This is a genomic window from Paraneptunicella aestuarii (genome assembly GCF_019900845.1).
Classification (GTDB): Bacteria; Pseudomonadota; Gammaproteobacteria; order Enterobacterales; family Alteromonadaceae; genus Paraneptunicella; species Paraneptunicella aestuarii.
This window is the reverse complement of record NZ_CP074570.1, coordinates 4,697,611-4,715,931: the sequence shown is the minus strand read 5'-3', so window position 1 is coordinate 4,715,931 and position 18,321 is coordinate 4,697,611. Positions and strand designations below refer to the sequence as shown.

Annotated in this window: 13 protein-coding genes; 10 read left to right on the top strand and 3 right to left on the bottom strand. The window is 44.3% G+C overall.

The annotated features are described in order from the left end of the window. The first annotated feature begins 51 nt into the window (after positions 1-51). From KIH87_RS18460 to KIH87_RS18445, 4 genes are read left to right on the top strand one after another with little or no spacing between them, the layout of a single operon-like run. Positions 52-1,476 (top strand): TolC family protein, encoded by a 1,425-nt coding sequence (locus KIH87_RS18460; RefSeq protein WP_232359319.1) that lies wholly within the window; start codon positions 52-54, stop codon positions 1,474-1,476. Next, positions 1,469-2,965 (top strand): efflux RND transporter periplasmic adaptor subunit, encoded by a 1,497-nt coding sequence (locus KIH87_RS18455; protein WP_232359318.1) that lies wholly within the window; start codon positions 1,469-1,471, stop codon positions 2,963-2,965. The genes KIH87_RS18460 and KIH87_RS18455 overlap by 8 nt, the downstream gene beginning before the upstream one ends. Continuing rightward, the gene (locus KIH87_RS18450) at positions 2,962-6,093 is read left to right on the top strand and encodes an efflux RND transporter permease subunit (protein WP_232359317.1); all 3,132 of its coding nucleotides are present in this window, start codon (positions 2,962-2,964) and stop codon (positions 6,091-6,093) included. The genes KIH87_RS18455 and KIH87_RS18450 overlap by 4 nt, the downstream gene beginning before the upstream one ends. A 13-nt stretch (positions 6,094-6,106) precedes the next feature. Further along, entirely contained in the window at positions 6,107-6,613 is a 507-nt protein-coding gene (locus tag KIH87_RS18445; protein ID WP_232359316.1) for a YybH family protein, read from the top strand. Between the two features lie 237 nt (positions 6,614-6,850). Here the strand turns inward: KIH87_RS18445 and KIH87_RS18440 are convergent, their stop codons facing one another. Then, complete coding sequence (locus KIH87_RS18440; RefSeq protein WP_232359315.1) at positions 6,851-7,870, bottom strand: patatin-like phospholipase family protein; 1,020 nt, start codon at positions 7,868-7,870, stop codon at positions 6,851-6,853. Positions 7,871-8,001: 131 nt separating this feature from the next. Here KIH87_RS18440 and KIH87_RS18435 point away from each other — a divergent pair, with 131 nt between their 5' ends. Next, positions 8,002-8,427, top strand: coding sequence for an SRPBCC family protein (locus KIH87_RS18435; RefSeq protein ID WP_232359314.1), 426 nt, complete (start codon positions 8,002-8,004; stop codon positions 8,425-8,427). On the opposite strand, the gene crp is transcribed toward KIH87_RS18435, so the two are convergent. Beyond that, positions 8,404-9,048: a cAMP-activated global transcriptional regulator CRP gene (gene crp / locus KIH87_RS18430; RefSeq protein WP_408635824.1), complete on the bottom strand. Its 645-nt coding sequence runs from the start codon at positions 9,046-9,048 to the stop codon at positions 8,404-8,406. The two genes, KIH87_RS18435 and crp, sit on opposite strands and share 24 nt — an antisense overlap. 323 nt (positions 9,049-9,371) lie before the next feature. Between crp and KIH87_RS18425 the strand changes: the two genes are divergently transcribed. Beyond that, entirely contained in the window at positions 9,372-11,093 is a 1,722-nt protein-coding gene (locus tag KIH87_RS18425) for a GGDEF domain-containing response regulator (RefSeq protein ID WP_232359313.1), read from the top strand. A 193-nt stretch (positions 11,094-11,286) separates the two neighbouring features. Beyond that, entirely contained in the window at positions 11,287-12,225 is a 939-nt protein-coding gene (gene pip / locus KIH87_RS18420; RefSeq protein WP_232359312.1) for a prolyl aminopeptidase, read from the top strand. Positions 12,226-12,236: 11 nt separating this feature from the next. Here pip and KIH87_RS18415 read toward each other — a convergent pair whose 3' ends face one another. After that, entirely contained in the window at positions 12,237-12,968 is a 732-nt protein-coding gene (locus tag KIH87_RS18415; RefSeq protein WP_232359311.1) for a sulfite exporter TauE/SafE family protein, read from the bottom strand. Between the two features lie 350 nt (positions 12,969-13,318). Between KIH87_RS18415 and KIH87_RS18410 the strand changes: the two genes are divergently transcribed. The 3 genes from KIH87_RS18410 to KIH87_RS18400 are packed head-to-tail and all read left to right on the top strand — an operon-like array spanning position 13,319 to position 18,296. Further along, positions 13,319-14,293 carry an ABC transporter substrate-binding protein gene (locus KIH87_RS18410; RefSeq protein WP_232359310.1) on the top strand — a complete coding sequence of 325 codons (975 nt, stop codon included), beginning with the start codon at positions 13,319-13,321 and terminating at the stop codon, positions 14,291-14,293. A 9-nt stretch (positions 14,294-14,302) separates the two neighbouring features. Then, positions 14,303-16,633, top strand: coding sequence for a sensor histidine kinase (locus KIH87_RS18405; RefSeq protein WP_232359309.1), 2,331 nt, complete (start codon positions 14,303-14,305; stop codon positions 16,631-16,633). After that, positions 16,614-18,296, top strand: a complete 1,683-nt coding sequence (locus KIH87_RS18400; RefSeq protein WP_232359308.1) for a putative bifunctional diguanylate cyclase/phosphodiesterase — start codon at positions 16,614-16,616, stop codon at positions 18,294-18,296. Before KIH87_RS18405 ends, KIH87_RS18400 begins: the two co-directional genes overlap by 20 nt. Positions 18,297-18,321 lie beyond the last annotated feature (25 nt).

The following is an 18,321-nucleotide window of genomic DNA, read 5'->3' as shown; positions in this document are numbered from 1 at the left end:
GATTGCTGGTAGTACGCTTGAGTAATCAAGCTCAGTTTGATGGAACTGATTATGATTGATGCTATATCGTCAAACAGAGACAAGCTAAAACGCACAATAATACCTGTATTTTGGGGTCTGGTTATTAGCCTATACAACCCCCAGGCTTTAGCTGAGAGTGCCAGTGTCTTAGGTTCGTCCAGGGTTCTGCATTTGCAAGATGCTATCAATATGGCAAAGGACAATGACCCCTGGCTTCAAAGCAGCCGCTACAAAGAACAAGCGCTACAGGCTAATAGTCGCTCTGAGCAAGCGTTACCGAATCCGAAACTGACATTTCGTTTGCAGAACCTGCCAACCGACAGTTTTGATTTTTCTCAGGAAGCCATGACACAAGCGCAACTGGGTTTTTCTCAGGCATTTCCACGAGGCGATACGCTGGAGCTGAAACAGAAACAGTGGCAACAGCTAAGTGAACAGCAACCGGTTTTACGTGATGACAGAACGCAACAGGTAACAATGGAAGTGACGCACCGTTGGCTAGATGCTTTATTGGCTGAACGCTCAATACAGATCATTCAACAAGATGCGAATTTGTTTAAGCATTTGGAAAGTATTGCTCAATCCAGTTATCGCTCTGCTATTGGTAATGTGCGACAACAGGATTTAGTTCGAGCTCAGCTAGAGCTGACGCGACTGGATGAGCGCTTGTTCAAGCTACAAGAACATCGCGATGTTAAGTTGGCAGAGTTAGCCCTTTGGTTAATGCCAGAGGGTGACAATGTGAGTCATTTCTCAAGCTTCTCATTACCCGAACAATTGCCCGAATTGAACCTGACAGATGCCGCGCAACGTGTTTTTTCTGAAATGGATGTGCGCCCTCATGATTATGAATTTATTGCTCAAACGCTGCTGGCTCATCCCAAAGTGGCTAGCGTCGAGAAAGTCATTCACGCCCAAAAAACCGGTATTCAAATCGCACAACAGAGCCGTAAACCACAGTGGAGCATGAACGCAACCTATGGTTATCGTGATGAAGACAAGCTAGGCCATGAGCGTGCCGATTTGTTGTCTGTTGGCGTGACAGTGGATATGCCGTTGTGGGATGACACGCGTCCTGAACAGCAAATTCAGGCGGCGATATTCAACGCAGAACAAATCGAAACAGAAAAACGTTTGTTAGTACGTACTTTGGCTTCAAGTGCTTTGCAGCATATTAAGAATCTGAAAAATCAAGAGCGCCAGTTGTCGCTCTATGAAAACCAATTATTAGCGCAGTTACATCAGCAATCAGAAGCGGCTTTAGCGGCGTATACCAATGACGATGGTGATTTTGCTGAAGCGGTTCGTGCTCAGATCGACGAGCTGAATGCGCGGTTAGAAGTGCTGACCTTAAAAACTAAACGGCTCAAAAGCATTGCTTCATTGAACTATTACTTTTCCGGGGATCAACAAACCGATTCCGATGCATTGAATGGGAGCGCTAACAATGAATAGAACTCATTTGATTGTTGCGGTATTGAGTGCCGTGGTTGGCTCTATACTCACCGCCGCTTTTTATCCTTCGAGCAATGAGCACTCAGTATCAAAAAGCGATAAGGCCAAACAGCCTTTGTATTGGGTTGCTCCTATGGATCCGAATTACAGGCGTAGTGAGCCGGGAAAATCGCCAATGGGAATGGATTTGGTTCCGGTTTATGAAGAAGATTCTTCTTCTCAACAGCCAGGCACAGTGTCGATTTCACCGAATGTGGTGAACAACCTCGGGGTTCGTACCAGTCCGGTGCAGTTTCAGCCTTGGGAAGCTGACATTAATACCGTTGGATATGTGAAATACAACGAAGATCATCTTATTCACATTCATCCCAGAGTGTCGGGTTGGGTTGAATCATTGAATGTTAAAGCCGCAGGGGAACCCGTTGAGCAAGGTCAGCCTCTGTATTCTTTGTATTCTCCCGAATTGGTCAATGCGCAGGAGGAATATGTTCTAGCCAGAAAAAGTGGCAATCAAACTCTGATGCAAGCAGCGTTGAATCGTTTGGTTGCACTGCAATTTCCAGAGTCAGTATTAACTCAACTGCAAAAACAGGGGAAAGTGCAACAAACCGTTGAGTTTAAAGCGCCTCAATCGGGTGTTGTGGATGCATTGAAAATTCGCGAAGGGTTTTACGTTAAGCCCGGTACAACCTTGATGTCCATTGCTTCTTTGGATGAAGTTTGGGTGGAAGCGGAAGTGTTTGAACGGCAGGCTTCCGATGTGTATTTGGGAATGCCGGTATCTATGACATTGGACTATTTGCCCGGAAAACAATGGCAAGGCCATTTGGATTACATCTATCCCAAGCTGGACGAGAAACTACGAACATTGCGAATTCGCTTGCGTTTCGCCAATCCTGAAGCTCAGCTCAAACCCAATATGTATGCTCAGGTGACGTTGCATGGCACAAAGCCTGAGTCTGTTTTACAGGTTGCCAGAGAAGCGGTTATTCGTACCGGAACTCAAGACCGTGTTGTGTTAGAGCTGGCTTCGGGTCAATACAAGTCGGTGATGGTCGAGATTGGCAGGGTTTCAGACCGTTATATTGAAATCCTGTCGGGTCTGAATGTGGATGACAGAGTTGTAACATCCGCTCAATTTTTGCTGGATTCTGAAAGCAGTATCAGTTCTGATTTTGTTCGTATGAGCCATGATGAAGGCATGTCGTCAGCAATGGATGCGTATGAAGATACGTCATCAACAATCAGCCAGGCCACAGTCAATGGTCTGGTCAATCAGATCGATACTGCCAGTCGCACCGTCAACATCAGTCGTGAAGCCATTGAAAAGTGGCAACGTCCGGCAGCAACGATGGATTTTCAGGTGAGTGAGGATGTCGATCTCAGTGAGATTAGTGCAGGTACTCGCGTTGAGTTTACCTTTGTGATTGATGCTGGCGACTTCATCATTATCGCTATTCATCCCTTGGTGAATGGAGGTCAATCATGATTGCCGCCATCATTCGCTGGTCGGTGGCAAACCGCTTTTTTGTGCTATTGGCAACCGCGATGCTAATCGCTGTCGGGCTCTACTCGGTGAAGCAAACACCAGTGGATGCGATACCAGATTTGTCTGATGTTCAGGTGATTATTAAAACCAATTATCCCGGACAATCGCCGCAAGTAGTGCAAGATCAGGTCACTTATCCGCTAACAACAGCAATGTTATCTGTACCGGGGGCAACAACGGTTCGAGGCTATTCCTTCTTTGGCGATTCTTACGTGTATGTGTTGTTCGAAGACGGTACGGATCTGTACTGGGCGCGTAGTCGCGTGTTGGAATATTTGTCGCAAGTGACTCCCTTGTTACCTGAGTCAGCCAAACCGCAGTTAGGGCCTGATGCAACGGGGGTGGGTTGGGTTTACCTTTATGCCTTGGTGGATAAAACAGGAAATCACGACATTAGCCAATTGCGCGCTATTCAAGACTGGTTCTTGCGCTTTGAACTGCAAGCGGTGGCTGGCGTGTCGGAAGTGGCTACCGTCGGCGGTATGGTCAAGCAATATCAGGTGATTGTTGACCCACACAAGCTGCGCGCCTACGACATTCCGCTTAGTCATATTCAAATGGCGATTAAACAAGGGAATCAGGAAGTGGGGGCGTCGGTTATCGAAATGGCGGAAGCCGAGTATATGGTGAATGCCACGGGGTATATAAAAAGCCTCGATGACCTTGCCAATATTCCTTTAGGGCTGGCGGATCAGGGCACTCCTCTGCTGTTAAAAGACGTGGCCGACATCAAGTTGGGGCCTCAAATGCGCCGTGGTATTGCTGAACTTAATGGTGAAGGTGAAACGGTCGGCGGCGTTATCGTTATGCGCTTCGGGGAAAATGCGCAGCAGACGATAGAGGCCGTGAAAACCAGATTGGATCAGCTACAAAAAAGCTTACCCGACGGTGTTGAGTTGGTGACAGTTTATGACCGTTCCGATTTGATCCAGCGAGCTGTTGATAATTTATGGTCGAAGCTGGCAGAAGAGCTGTTCATTGTCGCGCTGGTCTGTGCTGCATTTTTAATGCACTTACGTTCATCGCTGGTGGCTGTGATCAGTTTGCCGCTGGGTATTCTGGTTGCTTTTATCATCATGCATTGGCAAGGAATTAATGCCAACATTATGTCGTTAGGCGGCATTGCTATTGCCATTGGCGCGATGACCGACGGCGCTATCGTGATGATAGAAAATATGCATAAGCATATGGAGAAAACGCCATTAACCGATAGCAATCGCTGGAAAATTGTCGCGCAGTCAGCCACGGAAGTGGGGCCAGCATTGTTCTTCAGTCTACTCATCATAACTGTAAGTTTTCTGCCTGTTTTCATTCTGGAAGCACAGGAAGGCAGAATGTTTGCACCATTGGCTTATACCAAAACCTATGCCATGGCTGCCGCAGCCGGTTTGTCGATCACGTTAATTCCGGTGCTGATGGGCTTGTTTATAAGGGGTAAAGTGATTGCTGAGCATCTCAATCCTGCCAATCGTTTACTGCAAGCCATCTACATGCCGGTATTAAAAGCGGTATTGAAATTTCCAAAGAGCACTTTGGTGTTTGCCGTGGCTTTAACCATTGCTGGTTTCTACCCTTTGAAACATATCGGCAGCGAATTTATGCCTTCGTTGGATGAAGGTGATCTTATGTATATGCCTACTACCTATGCGGGTTTGTCGGTGGGTAAGGCAAGAGAATTGTTGCAGCAAACCGACAAGCTAATTCGCACTGTTCCGGAAGTAAAAAACGTGTTTGGCAAAATAGGCCGCGCTGATTCTGCTACTGACCCGGCTCCTTTAACCATGATTGAAACCTTCATTCAATTAAAACCCAAGTCGGAATGGCGCGAAGGCGTAACGACAGAATCTTTGCAAGCTGAGCTGGACAAGCTGGTGAAAGTGCCGGGCGTGACCAACGCATGGGTGATGCCCATTAAAACACGTATCGACATGCTGGCTACCGGGATTAAAACGCCGGTTGGGATCAAGATCGCAGGTAAGGATATCCATACCATTCAGAACATTGGTGCAGATATAGAACGCATCTTGTCAGCACTTCCTAATACAGCGTCTGTTTATTCTGAGCGAGTCGCTGGTGGTCGTTACATTAAGGTGGATATTGATCGTGTTAAAGCGGCTCGTTACGGGTTGAACATCAGTGATATTCAACAGGTGGTTGCGACGGCGATTGGCGGCATGAATATCACTCAAACCGTTGAGGGTTTGGAGCGTTATCCGGTGAACTTGCGTTATCCGCAGGCGTATCGGCAGTCTCCAGAACAATTAGCCTTGCTACCAATAGTGACTGCAGGTGGTATGCGTATTACGCTCAGTGATGTTGCGCGTGTTTATATTGAAGATGGCCCTCCTGCGATCAAGAGCGAGAATGCACGCATTAACGGCTGGGTTTACATTGATATTAAAGATGTGGATGTCGGTCGATATGTTCAGGAAGCACAAGCGGTGTTGGCTGAACAATTGTCTTTGCCGCCGGGTTACAGTGTTACATGGGCGGGGCAGTATGAGTATATGCAACGCGCTCAGGAAAAATTGAGTTATGTGTTGCCTCTTACGCTCGCGATTATCGTGATCCTGCTTTATCTCAACTTCCGTAATTTGATTGAAGTCTGCATTATTATGGGCACTTTACCTTTGGCGTTGATCGGCGGCATCTGGCTACTGTATTGGCAGGGGTTTAATCTGTCGGTAGCTGTTGGTGTGGGGTTTATTGCGCTTGCGGGCGTTGCCGTGGAAATTGGTGTGATCATGCTGGTGTATTTGAATCAGTCTTTTCGAGACATGATGGAAAAGCATCAACAGTCAGGCACAACACCAGACATACGAGAATTACACCAGAGCATTTTGCATGGTGCGGGTATGCGAGTGCGCCCGGTCATGATGACGGTGGCAACTGTCATGATAGGTTTGCTGCCTGTTATGTATGGTTCTGGAACCGGTTCTGAAATGATGAGCCGAATTGCTGCGCCTATGGTGGGCGGCATGGCGAGTGCGCTGGTTTTGTCGTTATTGGTGATCCCCGTGGTTTACCTTATGTGGCGAGCCCGCAGCCTGAATAAGCCATTTAAATAAAAGAGATTAAATAATGAATAAACTGACTGGAATAACGAGCGTTTTATTGTTGAGCTTATCTTTGTTCAATGTGGGAACTGGCTTTGCCAATGATGCTCCTGAGAATACTCCCGAAGAGACCCCTGAAAATACTAAAACAGAAGCTATGTTTGTTAATGCGGATTCTCTGCCTGGAAAAACCGTCACGGCATTTCATCAGGCTTTGAAAGCCGGAGACGCGACAAAAGCGCTGTCCTTGCTTGATGATAATGTACTGATTTTTGAAGGCGGGGTGGAACGCTCAGCAAGTGAATATGCCTCACATCATTTAAATGCGGATATTCACTTTTTAGCCGACGTTCAAAGCACAGTGCTGGACCATCAGGTGACGATCGCGGGCGATTTGGCGATTTCTATTCAACGCAGTCGTAAAGTCGGTCACTACAAAAGCAGGGACATTGATTTTGAGAGTTTCGAAACCATGAGCTTAAAACGCACCAATGACCAATGGAAGATTACGCATATTCATTGGTCTAAGTGATTGTTCACATACATGGCCTTTATTTGTACTAGCTCAAGCTTGAGCTGACAGGGCTAATTTGCGATATCTTATTCCGCCATCGGTAGAAACTTTGAGCAGACCCATAGCCGCAGGGATGCGGCTGTGGAGCCTACATTGATGTATTCACGACGAGTCTGCGATAAGTTTCTATTGATGGCGCATACAGAATCTATTTTAAGCGCATACTTTAGAGCGGCAGTCTTTAGCTGGACTCGTTTATCCCTCTTCCCACTCTTTTTCCAAATCCTTAAAGTGCTCAAGTTCGTATTCCAGAATGCTTTTTGATGCTTGTACACACTTCTGGCCTTCAGCGATTAACTCTTCGGCGCGATGGAATTCCATAATGCCGTAACGTCCTACTTTGGGTTGCAACAAAATGTCAGGTGGCTCGCCTGCCAATCGTGAACGTGTGATGCGATCCTGCATAATGTCTATACAGCCAGACATTACCGCAAATACGCCCGGTGCTTTTTCTGCATGTTGTTTGTCGGAGAATTGCTGCAAGTATTCTTTACTGTGCGAGAGCAATTTGGCGAAGGGATTTTTCTCTTCATGCATATCGTGCCCGGCGACCGCCATCGAATCTACAATGGGCATTTCGAACACTTCTTCTGGAACCGGCGGCTCTACTTTTTTTATACCGTTGCGAGCAATTCTGTGGTGAGGTTTGTCGGAATTCAAATCGATGGCAATAACAAAGTCCGCTCCTAATGCTCGGCACATGGAAACCGGGATAGGGTTAACGGTAGCGCCGTCTACCAACCACTGACCATTATGATAAGCGGGAGCCATTAATCCCGGAATGGCGCACGAACATCGGATGGCGGCTTTCAGTTCACCTTCCATCAGCCAGGTTTCGCGCCCGGTTTGTAAATTTGTTGCAACCGCACCAAAAGGTATTTCCAGGTCAGCGAACGTTAAACCGCCAAGCGTGTCGGCGACTTTTTCAAAAACGCGCTGCCCGCTCACCAAGCCGCCTTTACCCAGCCCCCAATCAAGTAAACCTAGCACCTGCCAATTGGTTAAGCCTCGAACCCATTCTTCCAGCTCCGCCATTCTGCCACTTGCCAAGGCTGCGCCTACTAATGAACCAATGGATGTGCCGGTAACAACATGGGGTTTAATGCCCATGCTCATTAATTCTTTGATAATGCCAATATGTGCCCAGCCTCTTGCGGCGCCACTACCCAACACAATGCCCAACTTCACGCTAATGTTCTCCAGGTGACTCATCATGATGTACGATGATTTAGTCACTTAATAGGTACAAATTATTAAAACAAAAGATGTCTGCAAATTATTACAAAGTAAAAGATTGCAGGTAATATTAATACATCTTCAAATGCAACACGGCAGATCCATTGCTAATGCAACATATACATCTGGAACTGGCACTGAACGCCAAATTAGAAAAGGTTTATCACGCTTTTATTTCGCCTGACATGTTGCAGAAGTGGTTTAATCCTCTTGGGATGACAGTACAGCAGGCCATGTCTAATTCTATTATTGATGGTCAGTTCCGCTTGTTGATGACTGACCCTGCGGGTAATCAACACATTTTGGTTGGACGTTATCAGGAAATGAAAACCAATGAAAGTTTGAAATTTTCATGGCAATGGCAGGACGAGCCTCATCAAACTCAGGTTGTTCTGGCGTTTTCTGCCATCAATGACAGCACAACTCAGCTGATACTGGATCATGGTGAGTTTGAGGATGAAGAAGACTTCGAGTTACATTGTCAGGCGTGGATGGATTGTCTCGATCAATTATCAGTCTTGCTTGGTGCTGTGTAACACCACAATACTGTGGCCTGTGGTTGCCACCAACCCTTGTTCTTCCAGGCTTTTTATCACTTTACCCACCATTTCCCGGGTACATCCCACATTGCGACTTAATTCTTGTCGTGTCACTTTCAACAACGTGCCGTCGGGGTGAGACATGGACTCTGGATCAGAGCATAAATCCAACAAACAGGCTGCTACCCGGCCTGTCACGTCAAGAAAGGCAAGGTCAGACACTTTTTTCGAGGTTGAACGTAAGCGGTTGGTTAATTGTTGAGAAATGGTATACATCAACTCAGGATTTTCGCTGGAAAGCTTGCCAAACTTTTCATAACTGATTTCGGCAATTTTACAGGCTGTTTTAGCTCTTATCGTGGCACTTCGAAGCTGATTCGGATCAAATAACCCCATCTCACCAAAGAATGAACCCTGATTAAGATAGGCCAGAACGATATCTTTATCATTTTCGTGTTGACGGATCACCGACACGGAGCCTTTAAGCAACAAGAATAACTTGTCGGTTTTTTCTCCCTGACGCACGACAATGCTTTGTCGTCTGTAATCCTTAATGACGCAGTGGGAGAGAAACTCATCCAGATTCAGATCTGGCTCTTGATTTGTGTTTTTTTCAATTTCCACAGTCGATGTACCTAAACGGAAACAGCATTAAATACTATCAGAACTTTACTCCGACACCAGATCCTGTCAATCGTCAATGATAGAGAAAGTGCTATCGGGATGAATGGTTACTCTTTGAATTTCGGTAATTTTTAAACAAGGTTACATATTCCTACATATTTTTCTTCGGATATTTTGACCAATTAATAAGCACAATGAAGGAAACTGATCTATGGTTACTATTCCTCTGTGACACGAGCCGACATGGGGTCATGAACAGCAATCGCATTAGTTAGTTTACCTGCTTGGAGACGATGAATGTGAAGGAGAAATAGAGCGTGAATTTATTGCTGATAGATGAGTCACTAAATTACTGTCATCAAATTGAGCGTTTGTTTTCTGATGCCAGTTTCGAAGTTAATGCCAATTTTGCCACCAATATGGAGCAGGTTGCCAACACCGTTAATTCTCAGGTTTTTGATTTAGTCATTCTTTCCGACAAAGTTGAAGACTGGCGTGGATTAGAGCTTTTGTTGGAAGTGAAGTACAACGTTAAATCTTCTAAAACCGCGTTGATAGTGATCAGTGAGAATGAAACCGACGGTTATATTTTGGATAACATTCATGCTGGCGCGCATGGCTTCATTCCTAAATCCGAATTAAACGCCAAGTGTCTTCGGCGTGTGGTTATTCAAGCCAAAGCAAGAAGCTCTCTGGAAGTTAAGCTGAATGAAAGCTACGAGAAAGTGAAGTTTTTGGCTGAGCATGATTCCCTTACAGGTGTGGCTAATCGCTATATGTTTGACTTGTCATTGGTCAATGAAGTGGAGAAACACCGTAGCAAGAAAGCTTGTTTAGGACTGGTTCTGATCAATATCGAACGTTTTAAAATGATCAACGACACCTATGGGCATCATGTTGGTGACATGGTGTTAAATTACCTGACGGATGCTATCAGCGATATTCTTAAAGAGGGTGAGATGCTGTATCGCTTGGGGGGGGATGAATTTGCCATCATCCTTACCGACTTACACTATGCTCATATCGATGGCATTGATCAGCGTATTTTTGAAAGATTGGCTGAACCGGTAAATTACAAGGATTGGAAAATAAAAATCGATGTGAACATTGGCGCAGCGTTCTTTCCTCAAAATGCAGATGATGCACAGCAACTATTACGCAGTGCCGATATTGCTGAGTATTGTGCGAAAAGCATTGGTAGTAATTCAATTTGCTTTGTCGATGATGATGTTCAAGAGCAGTTTCGGGAACGTTACCAAATAGAAAAAAGGCTATTGAAGGCAGTAGAAGACAATGAGTTGGTGCTGCATTATCAGCCAGTGTTGTCTTCTCAGACTAAGAAATTAGTAAGCTGTGAAGCCCTGATCCGCTGGGAACATCCTGATAAAGGACTTAAATTTCCTGATTATTTCATCAATATCGCAGAAGAAACTGGCCTTATTGTTGATATTGGGCGTTGGATTATTAATGAAGCGTTGTCTCAATTACGCAGTTGGCAAGATGCCTACCAAACCGACTTGATCATGGCACTCAATATTTCGCCTCAGCAGCTTTATGATCGAAGCTTGGTGAGTTTTCTGGATAAAGCTCTGGCCAAATACAATCTGAGTCCAGATAAGATTGAAATTGAAATTACCGAAACCGTTCTGTTGAAGAATACTAACGAGATACTCAAAACTTTAAATGATTTGGCATCAAGAGGTTACGGTATTGCGTTGGATGATTTTGGCACTGGGTTCTCTTCCATCCAGCATTTGCAAATGTTTCCAATATCAACCGTTAAGGTTGACCGTTCCCTTATGCCGGGTAGTGATGGCTCTAACAAATCTCTGTCATTGTTGAAAGGGTTAGTATCGATGTTGAAATCTTTGGAATTGGACACCGTTGCTGAAGGTATCGAATCCATTGAAAATGTTGAGCTGTGCAGTTCGCTCGGGGTAGAGCGATTACAAGGCTATTATTTTAGTAAGCCCATACCCGCAGACACATTTGAAGAAACTTTACTTAATATTAGCAGCCCTAAATTTGCCATGGGATGACGTATCGTAAAATGAAGGCTCATAACGGTTTGCTATCGATTTCCTCCTGAGGCATTGCCCGCTTTATATTTTTATATGTCGTTGCGGGCTTTTTTCTGCCAATGCTAACTTGTTATTCCAAAGGAGATTGATAGCATCAATTTTTTGATTTGAATAATCGGACTTCACACAAATCATGCCCCAGCCTACCACTATGACAGATCATTTCATCCCGGTTTCGGATACCCATACTATTCGTGTGATTGAAGTGACTCACCCGGCGAATGACCAATCGGGGCCATATGTTGCGTTTATGCATGGCGGCCCTGGTTCAGGGGTGAATCTTGAACATATCGATTATATCGACTTTAGCTATTTCAGAGTGCTTTTAATTGACCAGCGTGGGGCTGGGAAAAGCACTCCTCTGGGTGAGTTACGAGAGAATAATTTGCAATTGCTAATCGACGATGTCGAATGTGTTCGAGAATATTTTGATATAGATTGTTGGTACATTACTGCTGGAAGTTGGGGAAGTACCTTGGCTCTTGCCTATGCAATAAAGTATCCGCAGCGCGTTCAGGGAATGATTCTACGAGGTGTATTTCTGGGGCGAGAGCAAGATACTCAGTGGTTATATCGGGCTGATGGTGCCAGTCGGTTCTACCCGGAACAGTGGCGTGAGTTTAGTTTGCATAGAGAATGGAACGACAGTAAAGAGCTATTGCATACCTATTCTTCAGATTTGGCAAATCAGGATGTCGAAACTCGTTTAAATGCGGCATATCGTTGGATCTGTTGGGCATCAGTTTCAATGGCTATACCTTCAGCGTATAACGAATTAACGATGCAAGATAAACGCTCGTTACATGCAAAAGCGAGCATTATGTGCCACTTTTTGTCGAATAAATGTTTTTTACCTACATCGAATTATATTTTGGAAAATATCGCTGCAATTCAAACTATCCCACTATGGATTGTCCATGGTCGTGAAGATGTGATTTGTCCTCCTGATATAGCTTGGACATTGGCTCAAGCTCACGGAAGTGCTCACTTGCAGTACCTCGACAACGTAGGGCATTCCCCAAGTGAAGCAAAAACTCGCAGTGCCTTGATGAATATTTTCAATGAATTAAAGGAAGCAATGGAAGCTTGAAATAGTCCCGCTCATGCCACTAAAACAATGCTCATCGCTGCGTTAATCAAGGCAATACTGGCTGAAAGACCGCATAGTGCTAACAAGACAGGGCGAAAGCGGTTGTCTACCCAAGGGCGTAAACGCTTGCCCAGATAAAAGCCTAGCCAGGCGATGGGTATCATGGTTAGCGAGGAAATCCATAATTCAGTGGTCATCAAATCCATTGTCATATAACCAATTAACGACACAATACAGCTGTACACAAAATATGCCGATAAATTGGCTCTGGCATGATGCCCTGCACTGTGTTGCATGACTAATGCCATTGGGGGGCCGCCGATACTGGTTGTGGTTCCAGTAATGCCCGACACAAAACCTGCAATGCTCATATTGGTTGTCGTTGATGGAAAAGGTTTCAATTTTAGAGTGACTAAAATCGCCAGCATAACCATCCCCGCGACCAGTATTTGCAGCCATTCTGTGTCTAAAGTCATTAATATCCATGTGCCGAGCATAGTGCCAGGAATTCGGCTGATCATGGGAGGGACGATTTGACGCCACTGTACATGTTGGCGTTGATTCCATGTATTCCCCAAACTGAGCACTAATGCGGTAACGGCTAAAACATAAGGCACCCAAAGTGGATTAAGCACAACAATGATTGGAGCTGCAACCAGTGCCATACCAAAACCAACCGCGGTTTGTACGGTACAGCCTAACAACAATGCAACAGCACTTAAGCACCAGGTAAGATCAAACATGGAATTTCAACAGGGTGATAATGGAAATAACCGCTTTATTATCGTTGAATAATAAATCGCTGACCAGTGTTCCCCTCGCACAGAATCCCGCATTCATCGTAACGATCCCTAAAAATAGTCATTTTTTACCCCCTGTTTCAAATGAAAAGGAAGGGGAATATTGAAATTCAAAATCAAGTTAGGTGGAGAAATAACAACAAGTTGCCTACGCTTTAAGCTATCAGGAAAAGTAAATCAGAGTGTAAAAGGACACAAGTTCTCATTGTTATTAGCAGGAGCTATGCAGTTTGCAGGTATTAGCTGTTAAGTAATGTGAGTCGTGGGAGTAATGGGGAGTAGTGAGAGTCGCGATGTATACAAATCAGCTCTTTAAGCGGGCTATACAGGTCACGCTGATAGCAACTCTAATATTCATCAAGGGGTGTTCCCGGGTTGATGTTGATGAACCTTTGCGAGTGGGTATTTCGCCGTGGCCAGGCTTCGATATTATTTACTATGCAGAATACAAAGAGCTTTTTAAGCAGGCTGGACTGAATGTTCAGTTAAATCGTTTTGATAATATGGAAGATTCATCTCGAGCATTTCTGCGAGGGCAATTGGATGCTGTCTACTCTTCTTCGTGGGACGTCATGCAATTGCCTATCACGGAAGATGATATTCATGTTGTTCTGATAACCAACATTTCATCAGGTGCCGATGGCATCGTTGCTGCACCTGATATCAAAAGTGTCAAAGATCTTGTTGGCAAAAAAGTCGCCTGTCAGGTGGGGGTTGTCAGTCACACCATTTTAATGGAAGCCTTGCGCTTACATAGCATTGACTCTGATCTGGTTGAACTTGTTGATGTGAGTAATGAGTTGGGTCGAGAGATGTTGTTGAGAAGAGAGGTTGATGCTGCTGTGTTATGGGAACCTTTATTGTCAAAAACAGCAGAACAGCTGGCAGGGAACATACTTTTCACGACCAAAGAGATTAAAAGCGATGTAGTTGATAACTTGCTTACCCGTAAAAACATCACGGATGAAAAACGGGAACAGCTGAAAATATTTGTCGCTATATGGTTTCAGATTATTGATGAAATAAAGAAAGATCCTGAATCGGTTCTTACCGAAATTGCTAATTATATTGATGCCCCCCCGGATGAATTTATTAAAGGTTATGAAGGGATGACCCCCGGTGATTTGGCATTGAATCATACAATGTTAGGAGAAGCCGGGGAGTTGAATAATGTGTTTAACAACTTGGCTGAAACCATGTCGTCTTTTACACAAGACATTAACACCAACGTTTACAGCAGCCCTGAATACCTTCCCAAGCAGAATTAACGAGACCCTATGGAAACGCAATCTTTTGTGCAGAAAATCAAGTCTTATATAACAGGATCCATTACCCGATCACTGTTGGTATTACTGATTTGTGTTTTGATAGTGGTCAATCTGGGAATTTTGTTATGGCAAGATCGATTTGTTAACTCCTCTATTGAAGGCAGAACGAATGAGCGCATTACCGAAATTGCCAATGGTATTGAATATGCTACCGAGATTTTGACCGTCGATAATTTGCCTCGATTGCGCCGCATGATGCAGAATTTTTCAGCCAGTCAAGACATCAACATGATTGCAATCTTTGATCATTCAGGCAAAGCCATCGCCATTAGTGACATCCAATTCAAAGACAAGCACTACGCAGAAATATTCGATGTAGAGCAAGCCAATCTTATTGATACTCTATACAAATCCACGCTATTTACACCTGAGATTGTTTCCCTGTTTCGAGACGAGAATCACATTGAATCCCGAATTATTTTAAGAGAATTGAGTGGCCCTTTGATTGGCCCGGCGGGAACCAAAGGGGTGGTTTTTGTCAGTTTCAACATGTACCGATATCAGCAAGAAAAAATGGAGTTTACCAATTACACACTGCTGTTCTTTTTCCTTAACTTGTTAGTGATTGGAGCCATTATTCATTATTTGCTGAAAAATCAGCTCTATGTACCGATTAATGCTTTGCTTGATGCCTGTCAGGAATCGGTAAAAACAGGCAATTTTGTGCTTCCCAAGCGATTGCCCAAGAACGAAATCGGGCAGCTTGCCAACGCTTACCATTGGAGTATGGAGAAGTTGCAAGAAAGTAAAGCAGAACTTGATTTAGCCAATGAAAAAATGCAGGCCACGTTTCGTTCCGTTCAAGATGCCATCATTACTATTGATACCAATGGTATTGTCCTGTCGGCTAATCAGGCCGTGTTACCTATGTTTGGCTTTTACCCGGAAGAGTTAATTGGACAAAACGTGAGTGCCATTATGCCAGAGCCGCATCGTTCAGCTCACGACGACTACATGAAGATGTACAAATTGACGCGAACACGGAAAACCATTGGTAAATCGCGCAAATTGGAAGGACGCAAGCGCAGTGGCGAGATATTCCCGGTTATGCTTAAAGTCACAGCGGGGAACGCCAACGATCAACCCTTTTTTACCGGTGTTATTCAGGATCTCACTGAACTGGTTAATGTAGAACAAAAGCTGGCAGAAAATCAGGCACTGTTTGAAACGGCCATTAATGCTTCAGTTGTGGGTTTTGCTATTCAAGATCAGGAAGGTTATTTCATTGAGGTAAATCCTTCTTTACCAAGACGTGTTGGCTACAAGAAAGAAGAATTACTGGGCATGCATGTTTGTGATGTGCTGGTGGAAGAGCATCGCCCTGCCATGAAGAAAACCCTGGAAGACTTGCGTACAGGAAAAACCAAGGAATCCAGAGAGCCTCGTTTATTCCTGCATAAGGCAGGTAAACATATTTGGGGCTTGATGTCGTGCTCTATTGTGCGTTCACCGGATAACAAAAAGTCGTTTATTGTGACTTATGTGGTTGATATCGACAAAGAGATCGAATTGACCGAGCGTTTGGAAAAACGCAATGAAGAACTGCAAAAAAGTAATGAAGATTTACATCAGTTCGCCTATATCGCTTCCCATGATCTGAAATCGCCACTGAATGCCATTGGTAGCATTGTCGGTTGGATCGAAGAGGATTGTGGCGACATCTTGCCGGAAACATCTAAAAACCACTTTGAAATTCTTAAAAATCGTTGCGACAGAATGAAAAGGTTACTGAATGACTTACTCAGTTATTCGCGTATTTCCAAGTTGGATTTTACCGATCAAACTTTTCAGCTGGGAACCTTGGCAAAAGATATTTTCGATATCTTGGATAACTCAAACAAATTCACTTTGGATGCTGAAGAGTACGAGCTAACGCTACCTCGAATTCCTTTTGAAATTGTGTTACGCAATTTGTTAAGTAACGCTATTCGACATCATCACAAAGACACTGGTCACATCAACGTAAAATGTCAGAAAGATCATAAAAATTATGTGATTAGTGTTATTGATGATGGCCCGGGTATTCCTCCCGAATTGCATGAAAAAGCAATGGAAATGTTCCAAACGTTGAAGCCCAGAGATGAAGTTGAAGGCAGTGGTATGGGGCTCGCTATTATCAGCAAAATTCTCGCCCATTTTGGTGGCTCCCTCGTTATTCATTCTGATGGTAAAAACGGCACTGAAATGCGCATCATTTGGCCGGTTCATTGGAAATCTATCATGTCCCAAAAAAATAATAATAGTAACGGAGACAGTGACGTTGAAGATATTGATAGTTGATGATGATCTGGTTGATCGCGAGCATATAAAGCGAATACTGCGCTCTGATGATCCTGCTCATGAGTTTGTTGAAGCTCATTCACTGGAACAAGGATTATCTTACCTTAAACAGGATACCTTCGATTTGGTATTATTGGATTATCGAATGCCTCCCGGTGACGGCGTTTTGTTGTTGGATGAGTTACGCAAGCCGCCGATGAAAAACGAGACGCCTATTGTTATGTTGAGTAATTCGGAAGACATTGAACTGTCTCAAGAATGTATCCGTAAAGGCGCACAAGACTTTCTGGTGAAGGGCAATATCAGCGTTGCTGCGCTGAAACGAGCCATTGCCCATGCCAAAACCCGCTTTGAAGAGGAAAAAGTCCAGCATCAACATTTTGTTGAGACCAAGAAAATTGCTGAGCGCGACTCGCTAACCGGGCTTGCCAATCGCTATCTGTTCGAACAGGCTTATGCCATATATCGTTCCAACGCCAAACGTAAAGACACCCAAATTGCTATTATCATGTTTGACCTGGATCACTTTAAGCAAATCAATGATTCCTGCGGACATGCAGTGGGTGATGAGGTATTGAAGCATGTAGCGAAACGAGTGCAAAAAGTTATTCGAGGTAGCGAGGTCTTTGCCCGATTGGGAGGTGATGAGTTTGTGATTCTCTTGAGTGGCAAGTCTTCCGGCAATGAAGCCAGTAATTTGGCTCGTAGAATTGTAAAGTCGCTGAGTGAACCCTTTGATGTTGGAAAACGCAGGGTAAACGCAACGGCAAGCGTGGGTATTGCTACAGATCTTGAGGGTCATGATGATCTGGACAATATAATGAGACATGCGGACATTGCGCTATATAGGGCGAAAAGAACGGGTCGCAATCAAGTGTGCTTTTTTCAACAGGATATGCAGGTTGAATTTGAAAAAAGCTCGGTAATGGAAATAATTCTGAAAGAAGCGCTTTATAATCAGCAAATAGATGTTCATTTTCAGCCCGTACAACATCTTGCTAATCGCAATATCGCTGGCTATGAAGGGTTAATGCGATTACACAAAAGTGATCAGATACTAGAGGCAAAAGAGTTCATCAATTTTGCGGAAGAAACCGGTTTGATATGGGAGATTGGTCGTTGGTCGATTGAAATGGCTATCGCGACTCTGCCTAATCTTCAGACTCGTGCCAGTATTCAATTTATTTCTATTAATTTATCTACTCATCAATTGGTTGATGAGACCCTTTATGATCATATTTGCTACTGTCTGAGAACCTATGAGGTTGATGCCAGCCATGTTGTGTTTGAGATCGACGAAAAAGCGCTGTTACAGGGGGGGGGAAGGCGTCGTCAGTGCTTGCAATCTATAGCTGATCTTGGTTGTCGTTTGGCGTTGGATAATTTTGGTGCTGGAGTGTCAGCTATTTCTTGTTTAACCGATTTCCCCATTAGTTTGGTGAAAACATCTCCTCATCTGATTCAGTCCAATTTGAAACGGGATAGAGTGAAGTTGAAGGGTATTGTACAAATGTTACATACTCTCAACATCGAAACGGTTATTAAAGGCATTGAAACGGAAGAACAGCATAAGTTTGCAGAAGAGCTGGCGGTGGAATATGTTCAAGGATACTACTATGGGAAGCCGAAGCCGATTGCTCTTGGCTCTATGGACGTTAAGTAGCATGAGCTAGTACACATGGGCTGTG